The organism is Archaeoglobus sp. UBA230, assembly GCA_002507545.1.
Classification (GTDB): Archaea; Halobacteriota; Archaeoglobi; order Archaeoglobales; family Archaeoglobaceae; genus Archaeoglobus.
Genome location: DAVR01000016.1, coordinates 1 through 25,262 on the forward strand (window position 1 = coordinate 1; position 25,262 = coordinate 25,262).

Consider the following 25,262-nt stretch of genomic DNA (forward strand, 5'->3'; position numbering starts at 1 on the left):
AAGCATCCTCTGATGTGAATATCTCACTCCCTAATTTTTTATGGAAAATGTTTAAAATTGAACATTAAAAGGGTGGTGATAGCAATGGTGGAGGAAGTATATATCGTAGATTTTTTGAGGTCTGCATTCTCAAGGAGCAGGCCAAAGCAGCCTGAAAGAGATGTTTTCAACAAGATTGACATGCCCGCAGTTGCAGCGATGCTTATAAAGGAAATGGTAAACAGAACCGGGATAGACCCAAAGGAGATCGGAGATGTTATTACGGGCTGCACAATGCAGATGAAGGAGAACTGGCTCTATGGTGGAAAGATAATTCCGCTGCTGGCTGAGCTTCCGGTTGAAGTCCCTGCTCAGGGGACGGAGAGAGTCTGCAACTCCGGGACTTCAGCAATGCATCAGTGTGCGATGGAAATCATGCTCGGTTACTCTGAAATCACTATTGCGTGCGGTATCGAGCACATGACTCATCTACCGATGCAGATGGATTTAAACCCACACCTTGGAATCTCCCCGACCATGATGAAGAGGGGGGACCTGATACAAAAATACGACCTTATGACTGCAATGAGCATGGGTCTAACAGCAGAGAAGCTTTTTGAGGTTTATAAAGATGAAATTGGATGGACCAAAAGGGACCTTGACGAGTGGGGAGTTAGGAGTCACCAGCTTGCTACAAAGGCTCTGAAAGAGGGGTGGTTCAGAAATGGCGATGGATATCCAACGAAGAGGGAGGGAGAGATTCTGCCCATTGAGGTTGAGCAGGCTGATGGCAGCATGAAGGTAATTGATACCGACCAGTCCATCAGACCTGATACAACCCTTGAGAAGGTCGAGAATCTGCCACCAGCTTTCAAGCCAGGTGGGGTTATCACTGCTGGCAACTCCTCACCGCTCAATGCCGGAGCTACAGCAATCATGCTGATGAGCAAAAAGAAAATGAAAGAATACGGGCTTGAACCAATGGCAAAAATAGTCTCCATTGGATGGGCGGCAATTGATCCCAGTATAATGGGTGCAAGCCCCGTTCCTGCAAGCCTTAAAGCTTTGAAGCACGCTGGTTTGGAGGTTAAAGACATTGACTACTGGGAGATTAATGAGGCTTTCTCCGTAGTGCCGCTCTTTGCCATCAAGAAGCTGGGTCTTGATCCTGACAGAGTCAACATTAAAGGAGGGGCTATAGCCATCGGTCATCCTCTTGCGGCAAGCGGTCCAAGAGTTACAGGCACTCTTGCAAGAATACTGAATGTTGAAGAGGCAAAATACGGATGCGCCACGCTCTGTGGAGCTGGTGGGCAGGGAGGAGCTACAATTATTGAAAACGTAAACGTTTAATTTACTTTTTATATTTGTCTCGAAAGCTTAACCTTTTATCTCTTCAGTCCAACTCTGCTTCATGATAGTCCACCCCATTGACTACCGGTACGGCACCCCGGAGATGAAGAGGATATGGAGTGAGGACAGCAAGATAAAGAGAATGGTGAGGGTCGAGATGGCTCTTCTCCGTGCTTTGGCCAAAAAAGGATATTTAAGTGAAGAAGAGGTAAGAGAGGCTAAAAAAAAGGCTTTCAGTGTCACTCCTGAAAGGGTCAGGCAAATTGAGGCTGAAATCAAACACGACATAATGGCTCTTGTTAAAGCGATAACAGAGGCGACCAACTGCAAATGGATTCATTTTGGTGCCACATCTAACGATATCATTGATACTGCCACGGCTTTGCAGTTAAGAGATAGCGTGAAGATTTTGGAGGTTAAGCTTAGGAAACTGGCGAGTCTTCTTGCTGATAAGGCTTTAGAATACAAGGAGGTTGTCTGCCTCGGAAGAACCCACGGTCAGGCTGCTCTACCTGTCACCTACGGATTCAGGTTTGCCATCTGGGCGTCAGAAATTGCAAGGCACTACATCAGGCTTCAGCAGCTTAAAGAGAGACTTCTCGTAGGACAGATGAGTGGGGCGGTGGGAACACAGGCTGCCTTCGGAAAGGATGGTTTTGAGATTGAGGAAGAAGTTATGAGGTTGCTAAACCTCAAGCCAGCCATCATCTCAAGCCAGATTATACCAAGGGACATCTACTGCGAATACATAGAGTTTCTGGCAAATGTCGCCACTACTCTCGAAAAAATAGCCCTCAACTTCAGGCTGCTGCAGAGGGCTGAGGTTGGAGAGGTAATGGAGAAATTTGAGGCTAAACAGGTTGGAAGTTCCACAATGCCCCACAAGAGAAATCCGATAGACTGCGAGAACATTTGCGGGATTGCGAGGGTGGTAAGGGGCTTTGTTGAGCCACAGCACCAGTCCGCGATTTTGTGGGAGGAGAGAGATTTGACAAACTCCTCTGCCGAGAGGATAACACTTGTGGAGGCGACTGTTCTTACAGACCACATCCTCACGAAGATGATCAAGGTTGTTTCCGGTATGGCCCTCAACATTGAGAACATCAGGAGGAATCTGGAAATACAGAGAGGGTTGAATTTGAGTGAAGCTGTTATGATCGAGATGACCAAGAAAGGAGTTGGAAGGCAGGAGGCACATGAAATTCTCAGGCAGGCAGCGATGAGAGCTTACGAAGGTAACACAACGCTTTTAGAGGAACTTCTGAAAGACGAGAAGGTCATGAAGTATTTCAGCGAGGAAGAACTCAGGGAGATTCTGAAACCTGAAAACTACCTTGGCACAGCAATTGAGAGAGTCGAGAAAGTTGCAAAGTGGGTTAGAGAGGTGGTGGGATGAAGCTAAAAATTACAGCAGGTAACGTGAAATGTGAAGTTGAGCTTTTTGAGGATTGGGCTCCAGAAACTGTTAGAGCGATTTTAGCTGCACTCCCAATAAAAAGCACAGCAAATAGATGGGGGGACGAAATCTACTTCACTACCGATGTTGTTGTGAACAAGGATGAGAACTCAAAGGATGTCGTGGAGCTTGGTGATGTAGCTTACTGGATTCCCGGCAAGGCCATCTGCCTTTTCTTCGGAAAAACACCAATCAGTGATGAGAGAATCAGACCTGCAAGCGCTGTAAACGTAATAGGTAAAATAACCAGCGACCTGAAAGTTTTGAAGAACGTTAAAGATGGAGATGAAGTTTTGGTGGAGGTTGTAGAATAGGAGTCGCATCTGGGCCCGGCTTCGGAGACTTTAAAAGCTCTTCAGGTTTCCCCTCGGAGCCTTCCAACGGATTTACATCAGGACCTGAGGTTTTACCCTCAAAATCCCAAGTTCAACCCATCAGCATCTCCTCAGCCCGGTTTACCCTGCGACTATTATTGTTGGGGCGAAAGCATATAAAGTTTTCTATTATCTATTATGACAAATTGGATCAATGCCTTTCCGAGAGAACTCTTGCAATCGTTATCAGAACCGAGAAAAGAGCGGAAAGCAGTATAGAAAGAGTTAAATCAACCTTAGAGTAGCGCAGAACCACCATTGCAACCAGAAAACTCATGACGGCTGTTCCTGTGGAGGACATTAGTTTCAGATTTCTGAACATACCTTCACGCAACTTTTCATCCATGGCTCCCACTTCTCTCCTAAAAAGAGCCGCCAAATGCATCCCGACCCGCATCCGGACCCTTGAGGCTGTAGCACCCAACACCCTTAACACCACTCAACTCCTTCTTTCGCGCAAGTGCTTCGGAGTTCGCTTTTTCTTCATTCTCGATGGATCATTCCAGTATGGGGATTTGCATTTCGGGCATTTCTTTACTTCGGGCTTCCTTGGAACCCACTCATGTCCGCAACGTTGGCACTTAAGTCTTGGCACTTCCACCTTCACAGACATCCCGATGTTATAACTTACTTATAGGGTAGTATAAATAAGTTTCGATTTCTTTATTTGGTATCTGGATAAAACTTCTTCAACCCGATTTCGAGAATTGGATACTTCTTTGCTATGCTTTTGTTGAGTCCGTACGCATCCGCATGGATAGTGTAGCCCATCCAAGACATTATCGATTGTTCTGGATCTTTGTCGAAGGTCCCATTTGCTATCTTCTTGAGGCGCTGATAAAAGCGGTGAACATTCCTTCTTCTAACCCTCCGATGATCTCTAAAAACAATATAACCCAAAAAGTCGATGCCCTTGCTGGCTGGAAAAACGATCTGCTTCTTTGGATGCAATTGTAACTTGAGCTTCTTCAAGAATTTTGCTATTTCATCTCTCCAAGCCCAAAGTTGCTTTTTATCTGGATGAAGCATCACGAAATCATCCATGTAGCGGATGTAATGTTTAACCCTCAACTCGTGTTTGATGAAGTAATCGAGTTCATTGAGAACAATGTTGGCAAATAGTTGAGATGTCAGATTGCCGAGTGGGATGCCGACACCAAGTTTTCCTTCTTCGTGGTAGCTGTCGATAATCTTCCAAATAACAGAGAGTAATTCTTTATCCACGATCTTTCTTTTGATGATTTTGAACAGAATTTCGTGATCAACACTTGCAAAATAACTCTCTATGTCTGCTTTAAAGCAATAAACTTTCTGTTTTGGTGGATACGACCTCAGAAACTTTGTCAACCTATCCACACCTTTGTGAGTTCCCTTACCCTTTCTGCATGCATAAGAATCATAAATGAAAATTCGCTCCCAAATTGGTTCAATAACATCATGAACAGCTCTGTGAACGATGCGGTCTCGAAAAGTAGGAGCGTTGATCAAGCGCTTTTTCGGATCGTAAACATAGAAAGTCGTGTAGCCTTGTGGCTCCCACATTCCCGTGCGAAGTTCTTCTTGCAATTCGAACAAATTTTCCTCGAGGTTTGCCTCGAATTCCAAAGCATAAATGCGGTAGGTTTTACCCTTGCGACAAAGATAAAAGGATCGGAGGAGATGTTCAAAAGAGCAAACGATCTCAAAGAGATTATCATAAGTTTTCAAGCAAGACCCTCATAAGAGGGTGGCTTGGTGGGGCAGAGCTTTCGGGAACCTACTAACTCCACCCCACCTTTTTTGTTTTTCGCTGCCCATTGCTGAGCAGCGGCGGGTACCGGGCTCTGTATCGTCGTTGGACAGTGAGGCAACCGTAGTCACCTCACCTATATCCACGACGATATTGCGCCGCGGAAGCCGATGTTGTTCCACGTATCCGAGGGGGCGTTGTTGAGGTTCAGCGAGAAGACACCCGCGTTCGAGCCATTGTCCCAATTCCCGCCCCGGATAGCAGCACGGGGTGTCCGAGCCCGGCCCGCGTCATCCCGCCACGGATGACCATGACTCATGATGTGTTCGCTTTTAGCCAACCACCATTCATCTTTCCGATCTCGATCAGCATCTTTGATGCATGCTCATATTGCTTGATGCTGATGTACTTGAGGTCCTTGGAAAGTCTTAGGATGATCTTGAGCTTCTCAATCGATGCATCGATCTCTTCATGAGCAATAACACTCTTGCTGTTGTTCGCTTCAACAATTTTCATCAGCATATCGAGCAATGTTTTACGCAACTCGCTCGCGAGCCCATTATGTTGTTGAGGTTTTGGAAACTTCTCTGAAAGAGGTAAAAGATAGAGAGTGAGGTCGTAGGCTTTCTTGTAGATTTTGAGTCTCTCGTGTTTTTCGCTCGCCAGATTCCCAGACCTCCAGAGCCAGCTTTTTACCAGACCTCCAGTTTCCCAGATTTTTCAGAAGGCGCCGCGGAAGCCGACGGTGTGCCACGTAGCCGAGGGGGCGCTGCCGAGGTGCAGCGAGAAGACACCCGCGCGCGAGCCATAGCCCCAAGCCCCGCCCCGGAGAGCAGCACGTTCTCCAGTACGAGTCTCGTCAAGCCAATAGCGCATGTCATCGAGTTCTGGATTTGGCGTGGAACTCAATGTTTTAGGAATACCGAGTTCCGCAAGCTCTTGTGAAGAATCTTCAAGCTCTGCAACCCACATCGAGGCTCCTGATGTTGTACCAGTTGTTGGAAGTAAGTGACCTTCTCCTGGATAGCCTTGCGAGATTACGAAGTCTGTTTCGCTGCCTATTAGTAAGTCAACCCACTCCCAAACATTGCCATTGAGGTCCCAGACACCGCTCCTTCTACCATTCAGGCTCCAACTCAGTGGACCGCTGCCCGTAAGAACTCTTGCGATGTCGTTGCCATTGTAGCCAGGTCTGACAGGATCTGGAATACCTTCATACCTCTGTTCCCTTGGATCCCTGTAATCCTTGCCCCAATTGTTGTTGCCCTTGGGGAAGCCAAAGCCAAACCTGTAGCGGTATTTGACAGCCCAAGCTGCAACACTGAACCACTCGTATGCTGTTACGAGATGATGTCCAACGATTTCATAGCTCTGTGATTCGGTCCTTACAGTGTTCTCTCCACTTCCCCTAATCTCCGATGGGAGTGGCGGGAACACCTTTATGTACCTCGCACCAAGAGAATCTGATGATGTGTCGATCCCTTGCTTGATCACCCTGCGGTGATAAGTAACTCCATTCTGCACGATTCTAACAATCCTGCCAACGAGATGTTCAATCGTTTGGACATAGAATTCAGATTTGCTGCCCTTGTAGTAGATGTAATCTGCCGTGATTGAAGCTCCAGCTGCTGGTGCTGTCGTGAAAGTTATCTTTCCAGTGTTGTAGTCTACCGTGTAATCCGTTCCCTCTGTTTTCGCAACACCATCAACGTAGACTGTCAGCGATCCAGATTTCACAGGATAGAAGTCGAGCAAGAATTCGGTTGTAGAGCCATCGCCAGTTCCAACTGCTTCTCCAGTCACACTCATTTCTTGAGTCTTGTACGTTAGAACATATCCTGTGGCTTTCTCTCCAGTTATTAGGTTCCTGTTCTCGACAGCTGTTTTAGCGTTCCACCAGTTTATGTTGGTCCATGGAACAACATGTGGTTTAGAAGCTGCTGCCACTGTGCCAGGAGAGTTCGGTGTGTCTGTTCCTCTGCTGAACCTCGTAGCCTTGGGGTGACAGCACTGATACTTATCGATCCAAAAGCCCCCCAATAGCAATCCATTAAGGGCTGGCTGGCTGAATCCCTCGCTGATGAAGTACGGGATGTACACTTGGTGAATTTCAACCCACATGTTGTTAGTTGAATCGTAGAGCCAAAGCACTCTGTTTGGCAAATCTGGCAATGGTAGTTCTTCATCGTAATCGTTGTCTCCAGTGTGAGCGTTTAACGCTTGATACACAGCCTTGTCAAGTTTGTCAAAGTTCGCATTAATCGGCAGATCCCAATCGAGTTGTCCCCTATCGGGTTTTTCCAAATTCCATTTTGGTGTGTACGTGGGCATATCACATCACGCTCCTCGAGAAAACAGTCCTTATACCCGATTCCATCTCGCCTTCTTCATTAACAGTCCCAACAACATCGGTGATTTTAATGCGATCCACGACTTCGTTGCCATTCAAAAACACGTACTCATCGCCTTCGATGATGTATCTGTCAGCCACGATCTCCTTCTCTCCATCAACCGTATTAACCAAAAACTTTTGCCTCATAGTTCATCAACCCCTCGAGAACGAACATTTTATTTTGATGACAGCTCCAACAGTGGCATCGAAGTATAGGGGGTTTCTAACTTCTCTGTAGTACATAACACCTCCCGAAGGAGCGTTGAACAACCCTATCTCGGTAATGTTCTTGTCAACGATATCCCCTGGATTGATCGTTATCTCGAACTCGACCTCGCTACCATTTACAGTCGCTGTAGCTTGCTTCCTTATGACTTCAGCCTCGAGAGCTGTATCAGATGTTGTTGGATCTGTGGTACCTGTTCCTAATGCTATGTAAGCCATCGGTGTCCCCTGTCCGCAAAGGAGTTTTGCCAGTTCGTTAAGTCCCGCGTCAGTTATTATCTTTCCTGGCATCTGACTCCCTCCTGAAGAGTTTTATCTCAGATCTGACATCAACTCGGATCTCCATAGCTTGGCTTCAAAATTAGACTTTAAAAATCAAAGAGCTTGATAGCCCCAAACATCGAATATATCATTATAGCAAGCTTCGGTATCCGAGTTCTTCATAAGCAACTTGAACTCTATCGTATCGCCATAAACAAGAGATAAATCCAACATTAGCTCATAAACATTGTCGAAGTTTGGATCGCTTGACCAAGATGCGCTACTAACATTAAATGATCCAGATCCTTCACCATATACCTCACACAATGTTGTCCACGGAACTTTTACTGTTCCATCGGGAGCAACTATTTGATATTCAATCTTTATCCAACCAGTTGAAGCAGAATTCTGGCGTAGATTGAACTTCATCTTCGTGAAGTTCGTAGCGCTGGAATAGGTTATGCGCTTCTTTTCCACGTAATCCAATTCCGATGCTGAAGATACAGTTCCTCCTCCATATTGCCAATATCCAAATCCTCCTTCGCCAAAAGAGAAGTACGTGTGGATACTAATTGCAATTGCTTGTGGTGCTACAATTGCGAGAATTGCTGAAAGTGTTTCGAGCAACCACTTAATGGTTGCTGCATCGTATCTGTCTGAGAACCCCAACTCACCAAAGGCGCCATACCCAAATCCAAGCCCACTACTAATTTCAGCATTTGTGTTGGAGGTCTGCAAAATCATGAGGTCTATCAGATCGACATCACCCTTTACGATCACAAGCAATTTATCTCCAAATGATACCAGTCCAAATCCGCTTTGTCCGAAGCCTAAAGGGGCGACTTGATACTTCGTTTCGGCATTCTCGCATAGGGCTAAAGTTGCATTTAGCAAGGTTAATGCTAAGGCTACAATTGCAACATCCAACCTTTCTGAAAATCCAAGCTCTCCGAATCTGCCATGACCGAAGCCAAGCCCACTTTTAGTTCTGGCTTTCGTTGCGGAACTTACCAGAATCGACAAATCGATGTTGCTCGTTTCCGCATCAGCTTTGACCACAAGCAAGAATCCCCCATATGGGCCACCCCCGAACCCATCGTAACCAAAGCCAAGTGGCGTGGATATAAGCACCACTACTGTAGAATCTCCCTTGGCGAGAGCGAGAATCTTATACCACAAGCGAGTCCCATCTCTTTGGAAATACACGCCAGCTGCCTTTACGACATCTATGGCGTTGTAAAGAGCTTTCAAATTCAATTGAAGGATTGGCGCCTCTAAAAGCTCTATCCGAAATGTACCTTTGGGGGAAGCGAATACATTGTTCCCGAACGATCCTTCACCAAATCCGAGTATGGCTTTTGGAGCTTCGACGACCTTGATGTCTTTGCTGTCGAGGCCCGTAAAGTATACTACTACATCCAAAATATCTTTGAGTGTCCCACAACTCAAGTACTTTTGCAACTCAACTTGCAACCTTCCGCGAAGCTCGTCATCGCTCTCTCCAGATTTTCTCGTGAGATTGAAGAGTTTGGCTATGTAATCAAGAGATCTACCCCTTGCAACCTCTACGAAGCGGGCCACCTTTATTTCCTCGATAACTTGCTCTATCTCGCTCAGCTCTTCCGCAATCGTGGAAAGAATTTTGTAATTGTTGCTATCTTCATCTTTCCTATAAGCGCTCGAGATTCTCGACAGCATCTCCTTAGCGCTTGCCATTTTCCCCCTCCAATTTTTCAAGCAAATAATAAAGAGAGATAGTCATTACCGAAACGATAACCATAAACATGTAATACTCGTAATTCGCCTCTCCGAAAATATCGACATATATGATGGTCTTTTTTGCTGGAGAAATGTAAGCTGTAAGGAACGTACAAACAAGAAGAAGCGCTAAAGTGTACATCCAAAGCAATCCGAGCAAGATAAGCAACTTCTTCATCTCATGTCACCGTGATTTCATGGGCTCCAGCTTGAGCTTTCTCGTTGGCTTCTATTGTCAAAGCTTGCCCAAATGCGTTTATTGTGGTTACTCCATCTGTTGCCTCGAGGCTGTTGATGTCATCAACACCCTCAGCCGCAAGAATTGCCTTAGCCAGATCTGAATACACGACATCCTCGCCAATGGGCAATGAATTGATGTAGTTGTCGATAGCAGCTTGAACATTTGCTTGAACTGTCGCTGCATCGTAGGAAGCAATTTTTGTGACAGAAACAGTTACTGTGATAGTTTTTATCGAGGGACGTTGCCATATTACTTGTATTCCCGCTGGCCTGACATCCTCAATCGTATTGGTTATGTCAGCATCATTACCTCCAGCGATTGTTACTGTTACCTTGCACTCTGCAAAGTCCTCCTCAACATTAACATCTGTGACACCTTCTACTTGCAATAATGCGGCCTTTATGGAATAAACTGTTGCTTTTGCGGATGGTGCATATGTTATAGCCCGATAACGCAACTCCTCGTCAGACTCTGCATCGCTGCCTCCGCTTGTTGGAGATGCATTGTTTACGCTTTCGATTCCACTTATCGGATCGAGTAATTTGGTTATAGTGTTCTCGGCGACATTTCCGTGAGATCCTGGTTCAACAGCCTCTATAGCTGCATCTACACTTGTCTGACCTTGCTGCAATATGACCTCCTCTATTGTCTGGAAAATCACCGACCCATCGGCTGTAGCAACCTTTGTGCCTATTGGAATCACGATGTTGCTCGTAGCTGGTGTTGAGCGACTGAAAGTTACAATTCCAGTTGCTTTGGTGGCTTGCTTCCTTCTAATTCCGAGAATTGCAACTAAGCGATCCAAATTCTGTCCTGTGGCAAACTCTATGTAGCCAGCGTAATAAGCATCCTCCAACAGCTGCCAGAGCATATCTATGTCGTAAGCTATGGTCTTTAGGAATGCCAGAAATTCGGAATCCTCGCTTAAGTCTATTTCTCCGAGGTAAAGTTTAGCCCTTTGCTTCAGCCCATCCAATATCGCATTGAATGGTTTGACAACAAATCCGTAATCCGTGACTCCATAGTTCATACGACCACCTCGGTCTCAACTTTCCCCTCATCAACTGTCAGAGTGAGCTTTATACTCAATTTTCCATTAGAATCGGGGTCAGAAATTTCCACACTATCCACGGACTTTATTTTGTCGTAACTTGCGAGGGCTTTTTTGATTTCGTGTTCTATCAAAGCCTTGTTCAGCCCCGAGCGCTTTATCTTCAACCAATCAACTCCAAACTCTGGATTGAACAAATCTGTACCTTTGACAGTTTTAAGGAGAAACCACACATGCTGCTTTATCTTTTCGAATTCTGTTACCCTCTCGAGTCTTTTCAATTCGTTAATAACAAGATCCCCTTGAGAGAACTTGAAATCCCATGTCATCGAGAGCTATGGAGCCAATAGACTTTAAAAATCGAGTTAGGGTGGGTTGTGCCAAGTACCATCGTCAGCGTTAGTTCCCCTTATGGTTTTGAAATCGAGGTCGCCATCGATGTAGACATCTCCCTTGATGACTACTCTTCCATCTTGCTGGAATTTGATGTAATTGCCCGATTTGTGCTGGATAAGTATTTCATCTTGGTTTATTTGTGGAATTGGATCCACCAACGTGTGGATGCCCGCTATCACTATGGCGTTGTTGATGCCGAAACGAAGGATCTCGTTTACTTGCACGATTTCATTGTTCTTCAGTTGCTCTTCCAACTCGTGTTTAGAGAATATTATTACGACAACATCCCCTTCCGATGGGGCCACAATCACGCTTCCAGAACCAAATTTTTGCACAGCTATTGGCACTTCAAACAACTCTACCTCCTTGCCATGTACTTTGTTCTTCAACTTGACATTGCAGCGGAATTTCTGTAAATCGACTTGAGTTACTACCCCCAAAGCAGCAGTATTCATCCTCGCGAGTTTTCTTTCAATCCTCTCGTCCAAAATTTTCAGCAACTCGTCGATCACGGTATCACCTCTACCTCCGTGTAGTACTCTCCGCCCTTGCAAACATGCTTGTATGAAGAAACTACGAATTGTCCGCTTAGCTTTTCAGAATTCACAACCACAACACTGCCAACTTGTATTTTCCACCTCAACAAAGCCCTTATCCTGAATTTATCTTGATCGTCCTTAATCTTACTAACTTCCAGCAATCCTGTTTCTGACTCGAGTACTTCGGCTTCGTTAGACAGCCTGTCTTTTGTTAGAAATGCCATATTGTTCTCAATCGTGAAAACATACTCCTCGCCAAACTTTGGCATTGATGACATCATCCAACCATCCCATTGTTTTCTTGTCCTTAACTTGCCATTGATCAGCTTTACAACCTCATCTATGACTTCCTTGGGGGTTCCTTGGAACACAAATGGTTTCTCGAAGGTTACACCAGTGTTCTCAATCTTGCCAATAGCGATTCCACAAGCGCTGCACATGTCTTGGATTACTCGCGATGCGTCTGTTCCAGCTGGATACTTGACCACCACTGGCTCCTTGTTCAGATCGATTGACGAATCCGTGCACTCTATTATCGTTGCTTCATCTCCTCTCTTCCTGGCAACATCCACGCTCGCAACCTTGCCATAAAAGATCGTGCCATAGTCATCGTTGTAGCCAGCTTTCAATTCCACATCAATATCAGTCTTAATCTGTTCTCTCGTTTGTTGGGAGATGTTGTAAACGATTATCGTTGCTGTCTTAGGTTCACCCTCCTTCTTTTCAACTTCGAATTCGATGTCGAGCTCGTTGGATGTGAAAAGTAAGCTTCCAACCCTCACTTCAATGTGCCGGAGCCAGAGCATGCTATCACCAGAACGCCCAAACCTCGCAATCGCTTTCCGTAACCTTCCAAGGCAGAATCACGAATAGTGTTTCGTATGTTTTCGTGTCTCTGATTTCGAAGAGTTTCTTTTCCACGAGCTTGCCCTCGAACAGAATTTCGTTACTTTCAATGTCTCTTATCCGGAGGACAGCGAAACCTTTCACATTCCATCTGTAGAAGAGTAAGTAAGCTCTGCCACCTATCTTAACACTCTGCTTCTGAGGATAGCCAATATTTCTGTCGAATGGCAATCTCCCAATCTCCATTTACACCCCTCCAAAAAGCCCACCAGTAAGCCAATTAACGAATCCGAGAGCTTTATCCAACAAGCTTTGCTGAGGTTGTTCTGGTACCTCCTTCTTGTACTCCTCAAAGTGGCGGGCCATCCAGCCATCGAGTGGATTGGTGGGGGTTGTGCTACCCTTTACCTCCTCCTCGCTTGGAGTTACAGAAATCGGAATGCTGACAGTCTTCGTTTCAGCCACGCGTATTTGCTTGATGTGGATAGAAGCTTGCAAGTTGCTCAAATCGAGAGGTCGGAAGGAGAGACTGAGAACAACCATGTTGTCGTACGTGCCATGAAGCTCCGAGACAAACGTGAACAACTTTTTTGAGTCTCTTAGTGCCTCGAGTCTCTGTTTTGTTGATGTGTCGATTGTTGCTTCGATTGAGAATTCGGCTGGCTCCAGGATGATGTGGTCCGATATGCTGAATTGCTTCTCGACTCTGTGCTCTGGAACCGTGGTCTTTTCGGTTAAATCGACTACTTGAACAGCCTCAAGCTCAATATCGTCGAGCAATACATTCTCCATGTTGCCGAGGAAGAGAATAGACTTTAAGAAGTGTCAAGAATTCTTGAAGAATTATCCTGGATTCGCATAATGCTTCAGCTTAAGCTTTCTGATGAACTCCTTGAAGAATTGATCTGGATTGTCTGTTTTGATTTCGAGCTTATTGATTGTAATCGGTTGGTTGTAGGTTGTTTGAGTCATGGGTTGGTGGATCATCGTTTGGTAAGTTGCGTGGATGAGCTCGGTTGGGAGAGTTTCCACTGATTTGAGTATGCCACTTGGAAGCTCTGGCTTAATAAGTTTAGGAATGTACTTCACAACTCCAACTAATTCTGGAAGCTTGGGGATATCCGCTATAATGGGCTTGATGAGAGCTTGAGCGTAGAGAGATGGGAGTTTGATGGCTTCGACTACTGGCTTAATGTGTAAAAATAATGTATCGAGCCACGACATATCTGGCTTCTCGATTATTGGCTTGAAAACTGGCTCTTCCACCTTCAACTTAATCGAGCCCTCTTCGTAGAATTTCTTGTCGTACTCTGGCTTGCCTACGTACGGAATTATTTCGGGATTGATGATGACTTCACCGAACTTGGTCTCAAGCTGTTTCTTGATTTCTTCCTCGTTTGTTACTCCTTGTAATTTGATTGATTTGATGTATTCGTATTGCTCTATCGCTTTTCTCCTGATTTCCTCCTCAGTCACGTTTCTTCTGAGGAGCTCTTCTTTCTTTGAAGTTTCGATGAGGTTGATTGTTTTTGTTTCGATTGTCTTTCTTGTTACTATCTCGTAGGCTTTTAATGCTGCTCCAAATGGTGTCAGAGTCTTGATCAGATTGAAGATCGGGTTCTCTGTTAGGGTTTTCCACGCGTTTTTTATCCAAGTGATGAAGTTCTTGATTGCAGAGGTTACTTTGTCGAAGTTTTGGGCCAGGAATAAGATTGCTCCAGCGGGGCCGAGTATGGCATATTTGAGGGGACCTAATGTGTCAAGTCCTTGCTGGATCCAGGATACGAACTCGCCGATTTCACTCGACAACCAGTCTATACTCTGCCTCATCCAGTTGATGGCGTTGCCAACGCCTTCGGCGATTGGCTTGAGGAAGGGAAGCTTTTCGAGGAGCCAATTGACGAACTGCCCGAGATAACTTCTCTCCCAACCCTTGACAAGTACATCCTGGAGTAGTAGGATTGCCATTATCAATCCTCCAATTAAAGCGATCCATGGGAGGAGAGGTGCCAAGGTTGTCCAGAGAGATACTGCAAATGTTCTGAGTGTTGTAGTTAATCCTAAAATCGTTGCTTTCAATTTTGTATAATTTAAACCAAGCCAAGTGATTGCCGCCACTTGAACCAACAGCGGACCTACAACAGCTGAAACAACTGTTACCAATCCAGCTACGACACCAATGAGTCCCTTAATTGGAGTTGGAAGTTTCTCGAACGTGTCTGTTAAAGTTCTTAGAATTGCAACAACCTTTTTCATTACTGGCAACAAAGTCTTGCCAATTTCAACAGCCAGAATCGTCAGATTGTTCTTTAAGATCCCAATTTGCTCCGATAAGCTCTTGTCAATTGTTTCAGATGCTTTTTTGGTCGTTCCTCTCACATCATCCATCTTCAACATGAATTTATCCAGAGCTTCGGTACCACCTTCAAGTACTCTTGCCAAGCCAGGACCAGCGTATGAGCCAAATATCTCTACAGCTCTCCTCGTTCTCTCTGTCGAGTCCTCTATTTCGGCAAGCTCTCTCAAAGCTTTCTTGACATCGATGCCTTTGGCTGCTGCGGATCTCAGCCCCATTAAAGCCCTCGAAACATTAACACCATTCGCTTCAAGGGCTGAGAGTAACCCAACAGCTTCGCTGAACGATAGGTTGAGCATTTTTAGTGGGGCTGCGTTGCTCTTCAGCAGCTCGATGATGTATGCCGATTGAACACCGAAGCGCTGTTGGGCTGCGATTAGCGTATCGGTTACCTCATACATTTGCGAAGCTGGAATACTGAAGGCTTTCATTGCAACACTTATCGAATTCGCAGCTGTTACAGCATCTGTCCCTGTCACCTTGGCGAAGTCGAGTATTGCTTGGGCTGTTTCCTTCGTTTCTCTCCCGAGGTAGCCATATCTCTCGGTTAGAATTGTTACGACTTCTGATATCGTTTTGAATGAGTCAGAGTTAGCTCTTGCAAGATCCTTGACAACTTCTGTCATTTCTTTGAGTTGCTCGGTTGTCAAAGTTGTTCGGGCTTGCATCTCAAGGATCGCTCGCTCGAAATCTTTGGCGGAGCCTCCAAACACTCTGAAGCCTCCATATCCAATTGCCGAGAGAGCTGTACCTATTGCAGCTATGGCTTTCTTGTGCTTCTCTACGATTTCGGTCAAATGCGAGAGCTTCGTTTTCATTGAAGTTACGTATTCGGAGGCTTTCACTTTGACCCTATCGAATGCAGAGGCAAGGTCTTGTACTGGCTTTGTCGTTTGCTTGACCTTCATCGTTTCTGTCTGCAAATCCTTAATGGGCTTTACAGTAGTCTCCAAATTTCTCTTAAAGTCAGTTACAGATTTAGAAACTTGTCTAATGGGTTCAGAAGCTTTATCCACGAACTCGATCAGAACATACAACCCTCTCAAAGCTTCCATCGAAAAACTAAAATTTGATAGACTTTAAAAAAGAAAATATGCTATTCGGTGGGAAGAAAAAGATGGACCAAAATTCTGAAAATGCTAAGATATGTCCATTTTACTTCGAGTGGGTTGGAGGCGAAACATCGTCTATTAAATTAGCTAAATGTCTTAAAGAAAAGTGCATGCTCTGGAACCCCGAAGAACAAGACTGTAACATCAACGTGATAGCAAAACGCTTGCCAGTTATCCAAGAAATATTGCGATAATATGAGCGAACTCAAGAAAATTCAACTTCCGCAAGTCGTATATGAGTATTTAGAGGAACTCGTAAAAGAAGGGATTTTCTCAAGTGTCGAAGAAGCCATAAACACGGCAATAGCGCACATGATCTCCCACGCAAGCAGATATGGATACGATTCTGTCAAGAAGAAGGCGAACAAATTGATAGAAGATTATACTCGCTCGGTTGAAGCAAACAAAGCCACACTCGAACGCTACAAAGAGGCTGGAGTTAAGCGCTACAAGTGGCTCTCAACGGATGATGAAGCTACATGCGACAAATGCAGGGAGCTACATGAGAAATCATTTAAAATCGGAGATAAGAACGCTCCACTACCGCCACTCCACTTGATGTGTAGGTGCACAATTATCCCAGACATGGATAAATAGTCTACCACCTTAAAGAAGAGTGTATGTGGTGGAACGCCCAAGAAAAAGATTGTAACATCAATGTGATTGCCAAGCGATTGCCAATGATCCAAGAAATTTTGAGGTAATAAAAAATTAACGAAGCTCAAGGAACTTTATCAAATCTTCTTTCAATTCAGTCCGCTTTTGTTGGACATTGGATTCCTCCTCAAGCAATCGAACGAATTCCTCAACCAATCCATTCAGAACTTTCTCCCAAATTTTGAAGTAATCGTGTTTCAAGTGGATTGTCGTGACACCTGTTGTGCTCTTCTTCCCCATCTTGACCAAGTCAGGTTGCAAAGCGTTCAATACATCGTAAATGAGTGTTTGAAGTAAAATTTCATCCATCTTGACAAAGCAAGCATCGGCTGTTCTGGCAGCAAACTCTCTAAACCGCTCCCTCAGCCTCTGCCTTGCAATCTCGATTAAGCTCTCTATTCTCCTGTCAGCCTCCTCAAAAAGCCTGTCAACATCCTCCTTTCTGATGATTTTCTCCGACTCGAAGAGCATTGCGAGCAAGTCGTGCGTTAAAATAGGGTTCTCTCTGTATTTCTTCACCAAGTACACGAGCGTTTGTGCTGGTAAGAAAGAGAGCTTAATTCCGCCAGTCATGTGTCTGAACTGCATTGTGAACCTCTCGATATCTACAGGGAAGTCTGGACCAACTACAACCATGTAGCGAACGTAATCTTTGTATACCCCCAACAACTTTTCCTTGACCAAATCTATACAATACGTTTTCAGCTTGATCAAGTAGTCTGGATTTCTCGTTATGTAATCGTAAACTCCGCTTGTTGCTGTTTTGCATTCGATGACAGCGATGTATGGTGGGGTTGCATGCGTGCCAATGACAAGTAGATCCCATCCAGACTCTTTGGTCCTTACAATAGTGTCGAACTCAAGAAGCTGGAAAGCTTGCTCTGTAAGAATCTCGAAGACCTTCTCTGGAGGACTGTGATACTTTTCTCTTGCAACTTTTGAGTTCTGTCTCGAAATTTCAACATAATCCTCGACAACCTGCCTCAAGCTGTTCTCGATGTCTCTCCCAACTGGTTTCAGCAAACCCTCTTCTTTCTTTCTCTCCTCAACCAAATTCAGCAAGGCTTCGAGAACTCTGCCTGTAATGTTGTTCAGCTTGCTCGAATCTACCAGTCCTTGATACACCAACTCTGCAAGAACAGCTGGATAGTGCTTGCAAAATGGATATCTCCCCTTCCTAACTTGGTAAACATAATCGGCACACTTCTCGTCGCAAGAGTAAGAGAAATCCTCTTTACCAAGATTGGATATCTTTACTCTGTAGCCAGCGACATCGGCAATCACCATGTCATCGCTGAAGTGCTCGATCTGAACTTTCTTCAGCAAGAAATGATCTCTGGCATCGTTGACTTTCGCCACCAACCTTTGTTCGATGAATGAGTTGGCGAGGTTTTCGAGTTCCTCTAAACTCAAGTTGCAATTCTTCGCTATGTGCTCTGCCAATTTAGCTTGACTCAAGCCCGAATAGCCTTTGATACCATAATTCTTGCAAATCTCAACGAGCTCGTTCTTCGTGAGCTTTTTTAGAATTGCAACCTTTTTCTTGATCGACACAAATCAAAATTTAAAATCAAAAATAAAAAGCTATCGAAAGACAATTAAATGCTCTTTTCGTTGCGGTTGTTCAACTTGCTTCTTAGCCTCTTGCCCCATAAGCTTGAGAGCTATGGACCACCTTATGATCTTGTCAACACTCCAACTCTTAACCTCTTCAATGTCCACGCACAACTCTTTTGCGATCACATAAAGCCCGAGCTCTTCCCTCACTTCTCGCTCGATTTCCTCAACACTTCCAATTTTTTTAGGTCCTCTCCAATCAATTCGTTTATCTTGGCACCGAGCGTGAAGAAAGTTTCAGGATCCATTTCCTCAACATCCTTCTTCGTCAGCTTTGGTTCTTTGACAGTAAGCAAAATCAGATCCCTGGTTATGTCGGCTGGATCCTTGTCTTCACCTACAGCCTTCAAAAGCTTGTAGCCACTTGGCTTTTCGAGTTCGTAAACCTTATCACCAATCTTCACTTCCATGCAAGCTTCTTAAGAAAAAGACTTTAAAAATGAGATAAATGGATTTTTACTCTTTCTTGTAATTCGTTCCTATGAACTCCCAAGTCAGCTTGGGCTCCTCTGGATCTGGCTTAACCTCTGGCAAGAAGAAGTGGCACTGATCAATCGTTATCTTGCTCCATCTCGTTTGCTCCACGTTCTCCGAAACTATTACGACTTGTACTGGCCTCTTGCTCTCCGCAATCTCCATAAGATGTGTGTTCGCCTCGGCAGACATAAGCAATGTTATAGAGCCCTCAGCATCGGTGTTCTTCTTAATTGCCCATCCCTTTGTCCTGTCAGCCCAATCCTTGATTGGCTTGACATTGTCCTTGTCTTTGGGGGTTATTCCGAGCTCTTTAAGCCCATCGAGCTCAACTCCATCCACGAAAACCTTGATGTCCTCAATACTGTATTGCTCGGTCGCCATCTACATCACCTCACAGAGTTATAACGAGATCGAGCTCGATCTTCTCGACATAGTTCATCAAGTAGGCTGTAACCGAGACATTTTTTAGAACGCCATTAGCCTTGTCAGCATCGGAGATGTCCTCGTAGGCTGGAACTGTCACTTCGAAACCTCTGTGCAAGTTTCCATCGGCATCGGTCCAATCGGGCTTTAGAACTCCAAGGGATTGCTGCACTCTCAAAACTTTCTCTATGGTTGACTTGACCACTTGCAATCCAGATGGTGTGAATGGTATGGCTTTACCCATGTTGTTAAGCTTGAGCTTCAAGTTCACGAGCTCTGTTTTGATTACTTCGGCAAGGTAGATCTTACTTCTGGAAATGTAAACTCTCCCTCCATCCAATGTTCGAGCGTTAGAAAGTACAGCCTTAGCGACTTCTGTTATTGTCGCTATGTTGTTCGTCTCGAGCTGATCCACTTCGCTGTCCTTGTAGCTCGCTGGATTCACTCCTTGCACGACAACCCATTCTGGGGTTTGCCAAGGTTTAAGCGTTGCAACTACGCCTCCAACAGCTCCAGCGACCTCTCCCTCTGTCAGTGCATCGTAGGCTATGGCGTAGACAAACTCGTTAGCTGTTAGAGCTGCGAAAGTTGTTTGAGCATCAGCAACCGAACCTATGAAGGGGAGGATCAGGAGCTTATTGTACACTCCCGCGTGATCAACGAGTTTTTGAGTGTTTGTATCTCCAGCACCAATTGTCGGAATTATTATGTCGTACTCGGCCCTCTCAGCGAGATCGGCAAGAACAGTATCGTAATCTGCAACAGCATTTCCAGCGCCATCGTCCTTCATCACATTGACTACCTTTATCTCCGAAATTCCTTGCATGAAAGCCTTGGCTGTTGCTTTGGCTATCGGTGAGTCGGCTCCGAAGTCATTTTCGACATCACTTTGGCTATAGTAATTTTTCACTTGATTGAACAAATCAAGTTTGTTTGGATCTTCGCCGATGACAATGGGCTTTCCATAGGCTGGCCCTGGAATAGCTGCTGTGGCATCCCTTATGTTTATTTTGATCGCTGAACTAAGACTCGGCAATTTCGATCACCTCTTTTCCATTCATGGTTTCATGGCTGAAAATAGACTTTAAAAAATGGAATAGCCCCGCCCCGATTCGAACGGGGGTCGCCAGGTTTCTTCGCCCCCCAAGTTGTAATAAGGGTATTCTGCTCGCCTTAGTTTGTCATTGCGGGTGTCACTAAACTTTCGTCAACCAAGTTACTCCTACTCGCATACCCAAACTCGCTGCTTGCACTGGTACATTGTGGGGGGCTCCAAAGCCTGGCATGATTGCCACTACACCACGGGGCTTCGAGATGCTACCCTCTTAAGGGCCTCCTCCACTTCACCTTCTTCAAATCCGAAAACATAGCAAATTGGATCGTAATTCAAGTATGGATAAGTTGATATCGAGACTTTAACGCCTCTCGTATTGTGATCGATCCAAAACGTATTAATCATATTAGTTCCGAGTTCCCTTGCGAGTTCTTGACTGAATGTTTGTTCGTCGAATCCTAAGTTTTTCAAATAACATCTTTTCGCCTCAACAACGCAACAATCCACGCAACTATAGCGTTCCCTTCGCACCCAAATCTTTTCGAGCCCCAACAATCTCTTCAGCAACTTCAGCATCCACTCCCTCCATTGAGCTCCAACATGCAAACCAAGTACATCAGTACGTTCCTACGACTAACCTCATGTCTCCCTTCAACTCCTTCACTTCGATGAGCTCTCTGCCAAATATCTTCTTGACTTTCTCAACATCCTTGGATCTGCACCAAACATAGATGCGCTTCTTCGATGGAACGACTAAGAAGTGCGTTGCTACATTGAGCAGAGTGGACGATGTCCTGGCAACATCCACCCTGTCTTCGAACTCTCCGAGGAAACCAAACATTGGGGGTTCTTAAGAAAAATGACTTTAAAAAAGGGGTTTATTGGGTGTCTATTGAGAATTCCACTTCCTTTATCATCCCCACGAGTTCCTCCCACGTAACACTGTACTTGCAAACAATCTCGATTGCTCTCCTATAAATGTACCCACTCTCAACAAAGTCCAAATTTCTCGGTGGCAAAACTCGCGATATTGTCACATCCGTGAGTTTGAGTTTGAGGGCCCACAAATAATAGATCTCTTGAAGTTTTGCTATCCTCTTCACACTTCTATCGTATATGCTCAAGTCGATAGATTGTCTCAGCACGACACCCTTCGTGTACTTCACGCTCTCGTTTGAAAGTTCCACCTTGAAAACATGGTTTAATGGAGTGTTCAGATCCACCACTGGATCCAAAAAGTTTACCAGGACCATGGGGTAAGATGGCTTGATTTTTTGCTTAGCCCTGTAAATTTTAACATCAACTATGTTTCCATCAATCTCAACTTGCTTTGGGATTGAATTGTAGAGCTCCTGCCAGATTTTCGTTTCGAGCATGGTTTAAAGCCTCCTTATGACTTTTTCAACTTCTCTGCCAACGATCTTCTCAACTTCTTGGATGTTCTCATCAAACGTAGGTCTTATGAATGGACGGGCTGGGATGACAACCTTATGCCCTCTTCCAGCTCTCGTAGTTCCGAATTCGTGAACAGCTGCGATTATAGCTTCTTCACCAAAGACTCCGACCTTTACAGCATTTCCCTCAACCTTATGGGTGATTGAGTCTCTAAGATGTCCAGTGTCGAGCAATGGTTTAGATGAGCCTTTGCGTTTAATCGTTTCTGGGCTGAGTGGTGGCCATTCAGCTCTACCATGAGATATTGTCTTTTTTATCTGATCTTCAAGGAATGCCCCGACTAAACTCAGTATTCTCTCCTTCTCATCTTCCAAGGCTTTTAGCAAGTCTGGTGTCTTGTCAATGTCCCTAATTCGAATCATACTGCCTCCTCGAGAATTGCTTTTCTGTACGATTGGTAATTCTCGTAAGCTCTTATAATGTAGCGCTTGCCATCTATCTCCATCTGCCAGCCAATTTCAAGCTCGACATCGACATAAGCCTTCATCGATGCCTTAGTTATTCCAGCCTCTTGCCAGAATCTCAACTCTTCGGATTTAAGTGGCAAAATTACAGCCCTAATAGTTTCCACTTGCTCTGATTCCTCCAAATATCCATCAATATCTTGCTCGAATACTTTGATCAGCGTTACATCGATTCCCTTCTTTTCCAGGATTTTCGCGAAACTCAACCCCACCCCTCCTTGAGCTGATTGAAGTCATAGCTCCTTGGCAGCTTCCTTATTTTCAGCTCATCACCAACTTCTATTACTTCGATGTATCCTTCACGTGGAACCAAAATTATCAATTTCATCTCCACTTACCCATGATGTACCAAAGTCCAGCAACGAAAGCCATGAACACAACAACACCAATGCAGCCAAGGAGGTCGAAGAGCACCATCATAAGCATTGCTCCGAATGAATACTCGAAGAAATCTCCAAGAAAGTTCGCTTCTCGTTCTTTGCCTTTGAGATAAACGTGCTCTATGAACTCGTAGGCGACAAAAATTACGAACATCGCTGGAACGAATTTTGTCACGCCACCAGCGAGTATGTGTGCTACCGATCCTTTGCGGTCATCGAACACATTAACCATCATTTCTCCTCCCTCCCCTTGAACAGCCAACCCCCAACAGCCACGCTAAGCAATGTTAGCAAAGTCTGCAAGAGGAGCTTGAAAGTGTCCGTGTCTATCGAGACCTCTATTTTTGCAACTTTAAGCAAATACGCATAGCTCACAAGGAATGTCAGCAAGATAATCAGTGTCACGATTGCTTTTAGCTCCGCTTTTTGCAACAACGATTCTGGTTGTAGTGGCTTCATGAGGGGTCATGCAATAATAGACTTTAAAAGCCCGAAGACAACAACGAGGAGACTTTATAAATGACAAAAAAGTTACTCTCTTCGCTCCATTTTCAAAAATATCAAGTGTCTAATTTTTATGAAATTAAGCTAAGAAATATATCGCGCTGAAAATGGCCCATGCGTATGGGCTGTTTTAAAAAAGACCTAAAGAAGGGATGTCGTGAAGAGCCGGAGCCCACCAACTCTTATTTCAAATATGTAGCCACGCTTCACGAGTACATCCAAATATTTTTTCAAGGTGTTGTTGTTCCAATTGAGCTTGCACTTAAGCTGCCAGATGCTTATTAACTTGTTGCTCCTGATTTCGTTGAGCAATTTAAGCATAGATTCCTCCTTTATTATCCTTGCTCCCTTCTGCATCCCTGGCTTCCTCTTCTTGAAGCCCATTTCGAGCAATATTTGTTCAGCCTCGCTTATCGTGCACTCGAACTCCTTGGGCAGAAAGATCGTTTTACCACCAAACCTCGCGATTGCAATCAAGTCGCGCTTTCGCAATGCTTTAATTCTTTGAGGTAAGTTGCTGTTGCCTTTATATTGCAAGTTGAATCGCTCTTTGAGTTGCTTGTATGTTGCGCAACCCATTTCTTGTATGGCTTGTAAAACCTCCTCTTGAGTTGGCATCTACTCCAACTCCAATTCCATTTCTCTTTCGATTTCTCTCTCCTTGCGCTCAAACTCTCTCTCGAACTCTGGAACCTCGAACTTGAGCACATTCTCTATGAATTCTCGCACTTCATCGTAGTTCCTTGGTTTGACAACAATTGCGAGGCCATATTGTTGGACATCGAGTAAGTCGGAGAAATTGTCCTCAAAAAATTGCTTGGCGATTTTAAGGACCTTAATCGCCTTGAGACTCTCGGTCACATTCAAATTTTTCTTTGTATCCTTTATATTGTTTTTTGTCATCTTACGATTTAAAGAACGCAATAAACGCCGAAACAATCGTGACAATCACCGTAAAAGCTCCACCAATTATCTTAAAATAGGATTTGTGTCTCTCTTGTACTTGCTTCAAGTTAGATATGTCCTTTTCATGCCTATCGAGAATTAAGGACTGATCCTTTTGCTTTTGTTTTATCGCCTCCAAATCAGCCTTCAGTTCTCCGAGCATCCTAAGTTGTTCTTGGTTCGTTTTCTGAACATCCAAAAGCAATTGTTGCACGAGTTCCTGCCAGTCCTTGCTGTCCATATTCCCCCTCACGGGGCGGACCTCTTGAACAAAGTCGGTCTAACAACAGTTTCTTGCGTTTCTGGATCCACTTCGTATTTGGCATAAGATCTCTGTGATCTGAGAAACACTTTCAAGGCTTCATCAGCTTCAAGTCTGAAAAGTTCCATGAGTTGGAGCTTCAACTTGACATTCGGATCCTTGCTCTCCCTCAACTCAGCTAAGGTGTACTCGAGAGCATCGGCAGAATCTTTTCCACTCAAATCTCTCGCAATTACATCAGCACAAGCGTAGTACAATACCCACTTGAAGATAGATTCAGGAACAAAATCGGAGAAGTCCCTGCCAGTGAGCTCTTTGACTTGCGCGATTCTTCTATCTAAAAAAGATTGGATTATCGTATCTGGTGGGTCGGTGGTGTAAGCATCTCCAAGCTTATTCCTGACATCGCTAATCGTTGGGAAGGGCATAGCCCTTCACTCTTTCTTTGGCTTGCTCTTCTTCTCCTCGACAGTCTCGAAGAGTCCTGTTGCGAGCATTCTTTCTGCAACTTTCTCGTCCTTGACTTCTACAATTTCGCCTTTCTTCAGCTTGAACTCTTTGGAGATGTATGTTGGAGCATTAACGAGTTTTAACTTCAACTAAATCACCTCCTCAACCTTTAATCGTCTTTGGTGCAAAATCGGGCTGAGTGCTCTTCTCAGCATCGGCTGTCGTGACAACATTGGTCGTGTCTGTTACATTCGTGGTACCATCGTAGTGCAGTCCTGTCGCAGCACAATGCGCATTGTAATCGGCCTTTATCTCATTCACGAGATCCACCAATGCGTTATACTTGGCCTTAAGATCGTTGATTATGTCTTTTATCGTTGCAAGATCGTCGGCAATATCTCTCAATGCTTGTGCAAGGTCAGGTGAACCTTGAGCCCCTCCAGGAGCTAAGTTCGCTCCACCTTCACCAAAGTTCTCTTTGATTACGACCATCGAAACCACCTAAA

At 44.8% G+C, this 25,262-nt stretch carries 39 protein-coding genes and 1 tRNA gene; 4 read left to right on the top strand and 36 right to left on the bottom strand.

Annotation, left to right across the window (positions count from 1 at the left end; all coding sequences use genetic code 11):
- Nucleotides 1-84 precede the first annotated feature (84 nt).
- From BP688_RS03840 to BP688_RS03850, 3 genes are all read left to right on the top strand, one after another.
- On the top strand, nt 85-1,332 hold the full coding sequence (locus BP688_RS03840) for an acetyl-CoA C-acetyltransferase (protein WP_290597020.1): 1,248 nt from the start codon (nt 85-87) through the stop codon (nt 1,330-1,332).
- A 61-nt stretch (nt 1,333-1,393) separates the two neighbouring features.
- Nucleotides 1,394-2,728 carry an adenylosuccinate lyase gene (gene purB / locus BP688_RS03845; RefSeq protein ID WP_290597021.1) on the top strand — a complete coding sequence of 445 codons (1,335 nt, stop codon included), beginning with the start codon at nt 1,394-1,396 and terminating at the stop codon, nt 2,726-2,728.
- Nucleotides 2,725-3,102: a cyclophilin-like fold protein gene (locus BP688_RS03850; RefSeq protein ID WP_290597022.1), complete on the top strand. Its 378-nt coding sequence runs from the start codon at nt 2,725-2,727 to the stop codon at nt 3,100-3,102. The genes purB and BP688_RS03850 overlap by 4 nt, the downstream gene beginning before the upstream one ends.
- Nucleotides 3,103-3,313: 211 nt before the next feature.
- On the opposite strand, the gene BP688_RS03855 is transcribed toward BP688_RS03850, so the two are convergent.
- The 16 genes from BP688_RS03855 to BP688_RS03930 all read right to left on the bottom strand — a co-directional run bounded on the left by BP688_RS03855 (nt 3,314) and on the right by BP688_RS03930 (nt 16,011).
- Complete coding sequence (locus BP688_RS03855; RefSeq protein ID WP_290597023.1) at nt 3,314-3,508, bottom strand: hypothetical protein; 195 nt, start codon at nt 3,506-3,508, stop codon at nt 3,314-3,316.
- 317 nt (nt 3,509-3,825) lie between these two features.
- Nucleotides 3,826-4,737: a reverse transcriptase/maturase family protein gene (locus BP688_RS03860; RefSeq protein WP_290624515.1), complete on the bottom strand. Its 912-nt coding sequence runs from the start codon at nt 4,735-4,737 to the stop codon at nt 3,826-3,828.
- Nucleotides 4,738-4,878: 141 nt separating this feature from the next.
- Entirely contained in the window at nt 4,879-5,022 is a 144-nt protein-coding gene (locus tag BP688_RS03865) for a hypothetical protein (RefSeq protein ID WP_290624517.1), read from the bottom strand.
- 184 nt (nt 5,023-5,206) lie between these two features.
- Complete coding sequence (gene avd, locus BP688_RS03870; protein ID WP_349677333.1) at nt 5,207-5,608, bottom strand: diversity-generating retroelement protein Avd; 402 nt, start codon at nt 5,606-5,608, stop codon at nt 5,207-5,209.
- 3 nt (nt 5,609-5,611) lie between these two features.
- Complete coding sequence (locus BP688_RS03875) at nt 5,612-7,222, bottom strand: DUF2460 domain-containing protein (protein ID WP_290597025.1); 1,611 nt, start codon at nt 7,220-7,222, stop codon at nt 5,612-5,614.
- A 1-nt stretch (nt 7,223) separates the two neighbouring features.
- On the bottom strand, nt 7,224-7,430 hold the full coding sequence (locus tag BP688_RS03880; protein WP_290597026.1) for a hypothetical protein: 207 nt from the start codon (nt 7,428-7,430) through the stop codon (nt 7,224-7,226).
- 6 nt (nt 7,431-7,436) lie between these two features.
- The gene (locus BP688_RS03885; RefSeq protein ID WP_290624519.1) at nt 7,437-7,799 is read right to left on the bottom strand and encodes a hypothetical protein; all 363 of its coding nucleotides are present in this window, start codon (nt 7,797-7,799) and stop codon (nt 7,437-7,439) included.
- An 84-nt stretch (nt 7,800-7,883) separates the two neighbouring features.
- Complete coding sequence (locus tag BP688_RS03890; protein ID WP_290597027.1) at nt 7,884-9,485, bottom strand: hypothetical protein; 1,602 nt, start codon at nt 9,483-9,485, stop codon at nt 7,884-7,886.
- Nucleotides 9,472-9,705, bottom strand: a complete 234-nt coding sequence (locus tag BP688_RS03895) for a hypothetical protein (protein WP_290597028.1) — start codon at nt 9,703-9,705, stop codon at nt 9,472-9,474. The genes BP688_RS03890 and BP688_RS03895 overlap by 14 nt, the downstream gene beginning before the upstream one ends.
- Nucleotide 9,706: 1 nt before the next feature.
- On the bottom strand, nt 9,707-10,798 hold the full coding sequence (locus tag BP688_RS03900) for a baseplate J/gp47 family protein (RefSeq protein ID WP_290597029.1): 1,092 nt from the start codon (nt 10,796-10,798) through the stop codon (nt 9,707-9,709).
- A complete protein-coding gene (locus tag BP688_RS03905) occupies nt 10,795-11,148 on the bottom strand; it encodes a DUF2634 domain-containing protein (RefSeq protein ID WP_290597030.1) in 354 nt (117 codons plus the stop codon). The genes BP688_RS03900 and BP688_RS03905 overlap by 4 nt, the downstream gene beginning before the upstream one ends.
- Nucleotides 11,149-11,184: 36 nt before the next feature.
- Nucleotides 11,185-11,727 carry a hypothetical protein gene (locus tag BP688_RS03910; protein WP_290597031.1) on the bottom strand — a complete coding sequence of 181 codons (543 nt, stop codon included), beginning with the start codon at nt 11,725-11,727 and terminating at the stop codon, nt 11,185-11,187.
- On the bottom strand, nt 11,724-12,560 hold the full coding sequence (locus BP688_RS03915; RefSeq protein WP_290597032.1) for a hypothetical protein: 837 nt from the start codon (nt 12,558-12,560) through the stop codon (nt 11,724-11,726). The genes BP688_RS03910 and BP688_RS03915 overlap by 4 nt, the downstream gene beginning before the upstream one ends.
- A 4-nt stretch (nt 12,561-12,564) precedes the next feature.
- Nucleotides 12,565-12,846: a hypothetical protein gene (locus tag BP688_RS03920; protein ID WP_290597033.1), complete on the bottom strand. Its 282-nt coding sequence runs from the start codon at nt 12,844-12,846 to the stop codon at nt 12,565-12,567.
- On the bottom strand, nt 12,847-13,392 hold the full coding sequence (locus tag BP688_RS03925) for a phage baseplate protein (protein ID WP_290624521.1): 546 nt from the start codon (nt 13,390-13,392) through the stop codon (nt 12,847-12,849).
- A gap of 51 nt (nt 13,393-13,443) precedes the next feature.
- On the bottom strand, nt 13,444-16,011 hold the full coding sequence (locus BP688_RS03930; protein ID WP_290597035.1) for a phage tail tape measure protein: 2,568 nt from the start codon (nt 16,009-16,011) through the stop codon (nt 13,444-13,446).
- Nucleotides 16,012-16,263: 252 nt separating this feature from the next.
- On the opposite strand from BP688_RS03930, the gene BP688_RS03935 reads away from it, so the two are divergent.
- Complete coding sequence (locus BP688_RS03935; RefSeq protein ID WP_290597036.1) at nt 16,264-16,665, top strand: minor capsid protein; 402 nt, start codon at nt 16,264-16,266, stop codon at nt 16,663-16,665.
- A gap of 114 nt (nt 16,666-16,779) precedes the next feature.
- Here BP688_RS03935 and BP688_RS03940 read toward each other — a convergent pair whose 3' ends face one another.
- From BP688_RS03940 to BP688_RS04035, 20 genes are all read right to left on the bottom strand, one after another.
- Nucleotides 16,780-18,279: a Rho termination factor N-terminal domain-containing protein gene (locus tag BP688_RS03940; RefSeq protein WP_290597037.1), complete on the bottom strand. Its 1,500-nt coding sequence runs from the start codon at nt 18,277-18,279 to the stop codon at nt 16,780-16,782.
- Nucleotides 18,280-18,309: 30 nt separating this feature from the next.
- Nucleotides 18,310-18,492, bottom strand: a complete 183-nt coding sequence (locus BP688_RS03945; protein ID WP_290597038.1) for a hypothetical protein — start codon at nt 18,490-18,492, stop codon at nt 18,310-18,312.
- On the bottom strand, nt 18,489-18,752 hold the full coding sequence (locus BP688_RS03950) for a hypothetical protein (protein WP_290597039.1): 264 nt from the start codon (nt 18,750-18,752) through the stop codon (nt 18,489-18,491). The genes BP688_RS03945 and BP688_RS03950 overlap by 4 nt, the downstream gene beginning before the upstream one ends.
- Before the next feature lie 46 nt (nt 18,753-18,798).
- Nucleotides 18,799-19,200 carry a hypothetical protein gene (locus BP688_RS03955; protein WP_290597040.1) on the bottom strand — a complete coding sequence of 134 codons (402 nt, stop codon included), beginning with the start codon at nt 19,198-19,200 and terminating at the stop codon, nt 18,799-18,801.
- Nucleotides 19,201-19,210: 10 nt separating this feature from the next.
- Nucleotides 19,211-20,278: a hypothetical protein gene (locus BP688_RS03960; RefSeq protein WP_290597041.1), complete on the bottom strand. Its 1,068-nt coding sequence runs from the start codon at nt 20,276-20,278 to the stop codon at nt 19,211-19,213.
- Nucleotides 20,279-20,339: 61 nt separating this feature from the next.
- Nucleotides 20,340-20,551: transfer RNA gene (locus tag BP688_RS03965), tRNA-Gln, on the bottom strand.
- Nucleotides 20,537-20,872: a hypothetical protein gene (locus tag BP688_RS03970; protein ID WP_290597042.1), complete on the bottom strand. Its 336-nt coding sequence runs from the start codon at nt 20,870-20,872 to the stop codon at nt 20,537-20,539. Before BP688_RS03970 ends, BP688_RS03965 begins: the two co-directional genes overlap by 15 nt.
- 40 nt (nt 20,873-20,912) lie before the next feature.
- The gene (locus tag BP688_RS03975; RefSeq protein WP_290597043.1) at nt 20,913-21,137 is read right to left on the bottom strand and encodes a hypothetical protein; all 225 of its coding nucleotides are present in this window, start codon (nt 21,135-21,137) and stop codon (nt 20,913-20,915) included.
- Nucleotides 21,138-21,174: 37 nt separating this feature from the next.
- Nucleotides 21,175-21,672, bottom strand: coding sequence for a phage neck terminator protein (locus tag BP688_RS03980; RefSeq protein WP_290597044.1), 498 nt, complete (start codon nt 21,670-21,672; stop codon nt 21,175-21,177).
- A gap of 3 nt (nt 21,673-21,675) precedes the next feature.
- On the bottom strand, nt 21,676-22,113 hold the full coding sequence (locus BP688_RS03985; protein ID WP_290597045.1) for an HK97-gp10 family putative phage morphogenesis protein: 438 nt from the start codon (nt 22,111-22,113) through the stop codon (nt 21,676-21,678).
- Nucleotides 22,110-22,421 carry a hypothetical protein gene (locus BP688_RS03990; RefSeq protein WP_290597046.1) on the bottom strand — a complete coding sequence of 104 codons (312 nt, stop codon included), beginning with the start codon at nt 22,419-22,421 and terminating at the stop codon, nt 22,110-22,112. The genes BP688_RS03985 and BP688_RS03990 overlap by 4 nt, the downstream gene beginning before the upstream one ends.
- Nucleotides 22,418-22,543 (bottom strand): hypothetical protein, encoded by a 126-nt coding sequence (locus BP688_RS03995; protein WP_290597047.1) that lies wholly within the window; start codon nt 22,541-22,543, stop codon nt 22,418-22,420. The genes BP688_RS03990 and BP688_RS03995 overlap by 4 nt, the downstream gene beginning before the upstream one ends.
- The gene (locus BP688_RS04000; RefSeq protein WP_290624523.1) at nt 22,540-22,830 is read right to left on the bottom strand and encodes a hypothetical protein; all 291 of its coding nucleotides are present in this window, start codon (nt 22,828-22,830) and stop codon (nt 22,540-22,542) included. The genes BP688_RS03995 and BP688_RS04000 overlap by 4 nt, the downstream gene beginning before the upstream one ends.
- Nucleotides 22,827-23,054: a hypothetical protein gene (locus tag BP688_RS04005; RefSeq protein ID WP_290597049.1), complete on the bottom strand. Its 228-nt coding sequence runs from the start codon at nt 23,052-23,054 to the stop codon at nt 22,827-22,829. The genes BP688_RS04000 and BP688_RS04005 overlap by 4 nt, the downstream gene beginning before the upstream one ends.
- A gap of 186 nt (nt 23,055-23,240) precedes the next feature.
- On the bottom strand, nt 23,241-23,717 hold the full coding sequence (locus BP688_RS04010) for a hypothetical protein (RefSeq protein WP_290597050.1): 477 nt from the start codon (nt 23,715-23,717) through the stop codon (nt 23,241-23,243).
- Nucleotides 23,718-23,960, bottom strand: coding sequence for a hypothetical protein (locus BP688_RS04015; RefSeq protein ID WP_290597051.1), 243 nt, complete (start codon nt 23,958-23,960; stop codon nt 23,718-23,720). It lies immediately after the preceding gene.
- A gap of 43 nt (nt 23,961-24,003) precedes the next feature.
- The gene (locus tag BP688_RS04020; RefSeq protein ID WP_290597052.1) at nt 24,004-24,285 is read right to left on the bottom strand and encodes a hypothetical protein; all 282 of its coding nucleotides are present in this window, start codon (nt 24,283-24,285) and stop codon (nt 24,004-24,006) included.
- A gap of 8 nt (nt 24,286-24,293) precedes the next feature.
- Complete coding sequence (locus BP688_RS04025; protein ID WP_290597053.1) at nt 24,294-24,734, bottom strand: hypothetical protein; 441 nt, start codon at nt 24,732-24,734, stop codon at nt 24,294-24,296.
- A 6-nt stretch (nt 24,735-24,740) separates the two neighbouring features.
- Nucleotides 24,741-24,905 carry a hypothetical protein gene (locus tag BP688_RS04030; RefSeq protein ID WP_290597054.1) on the bottom strand — a complete coding sequence of 55 codons (165 nt, stop codon included), beginning with the start codon at nt 24,903-24,905 and terminating at the stop codon, nt 24,741-24,743.
- Nucleotides 24,906-24,918: 13 nt separating this feature from the next.
- Complete coding sequence (locus BP688_RS04035) at nt 24,919-25,248, bottom strand: hypothetical protein (RefSeq protein WP_290597055.1); 330 nt, start codon at nt 25,246-25,248, stop codon at nt 24,919-24,921.
- Nucleotides 25,249-25,262 lie beyond the last annotated feature (14 nt).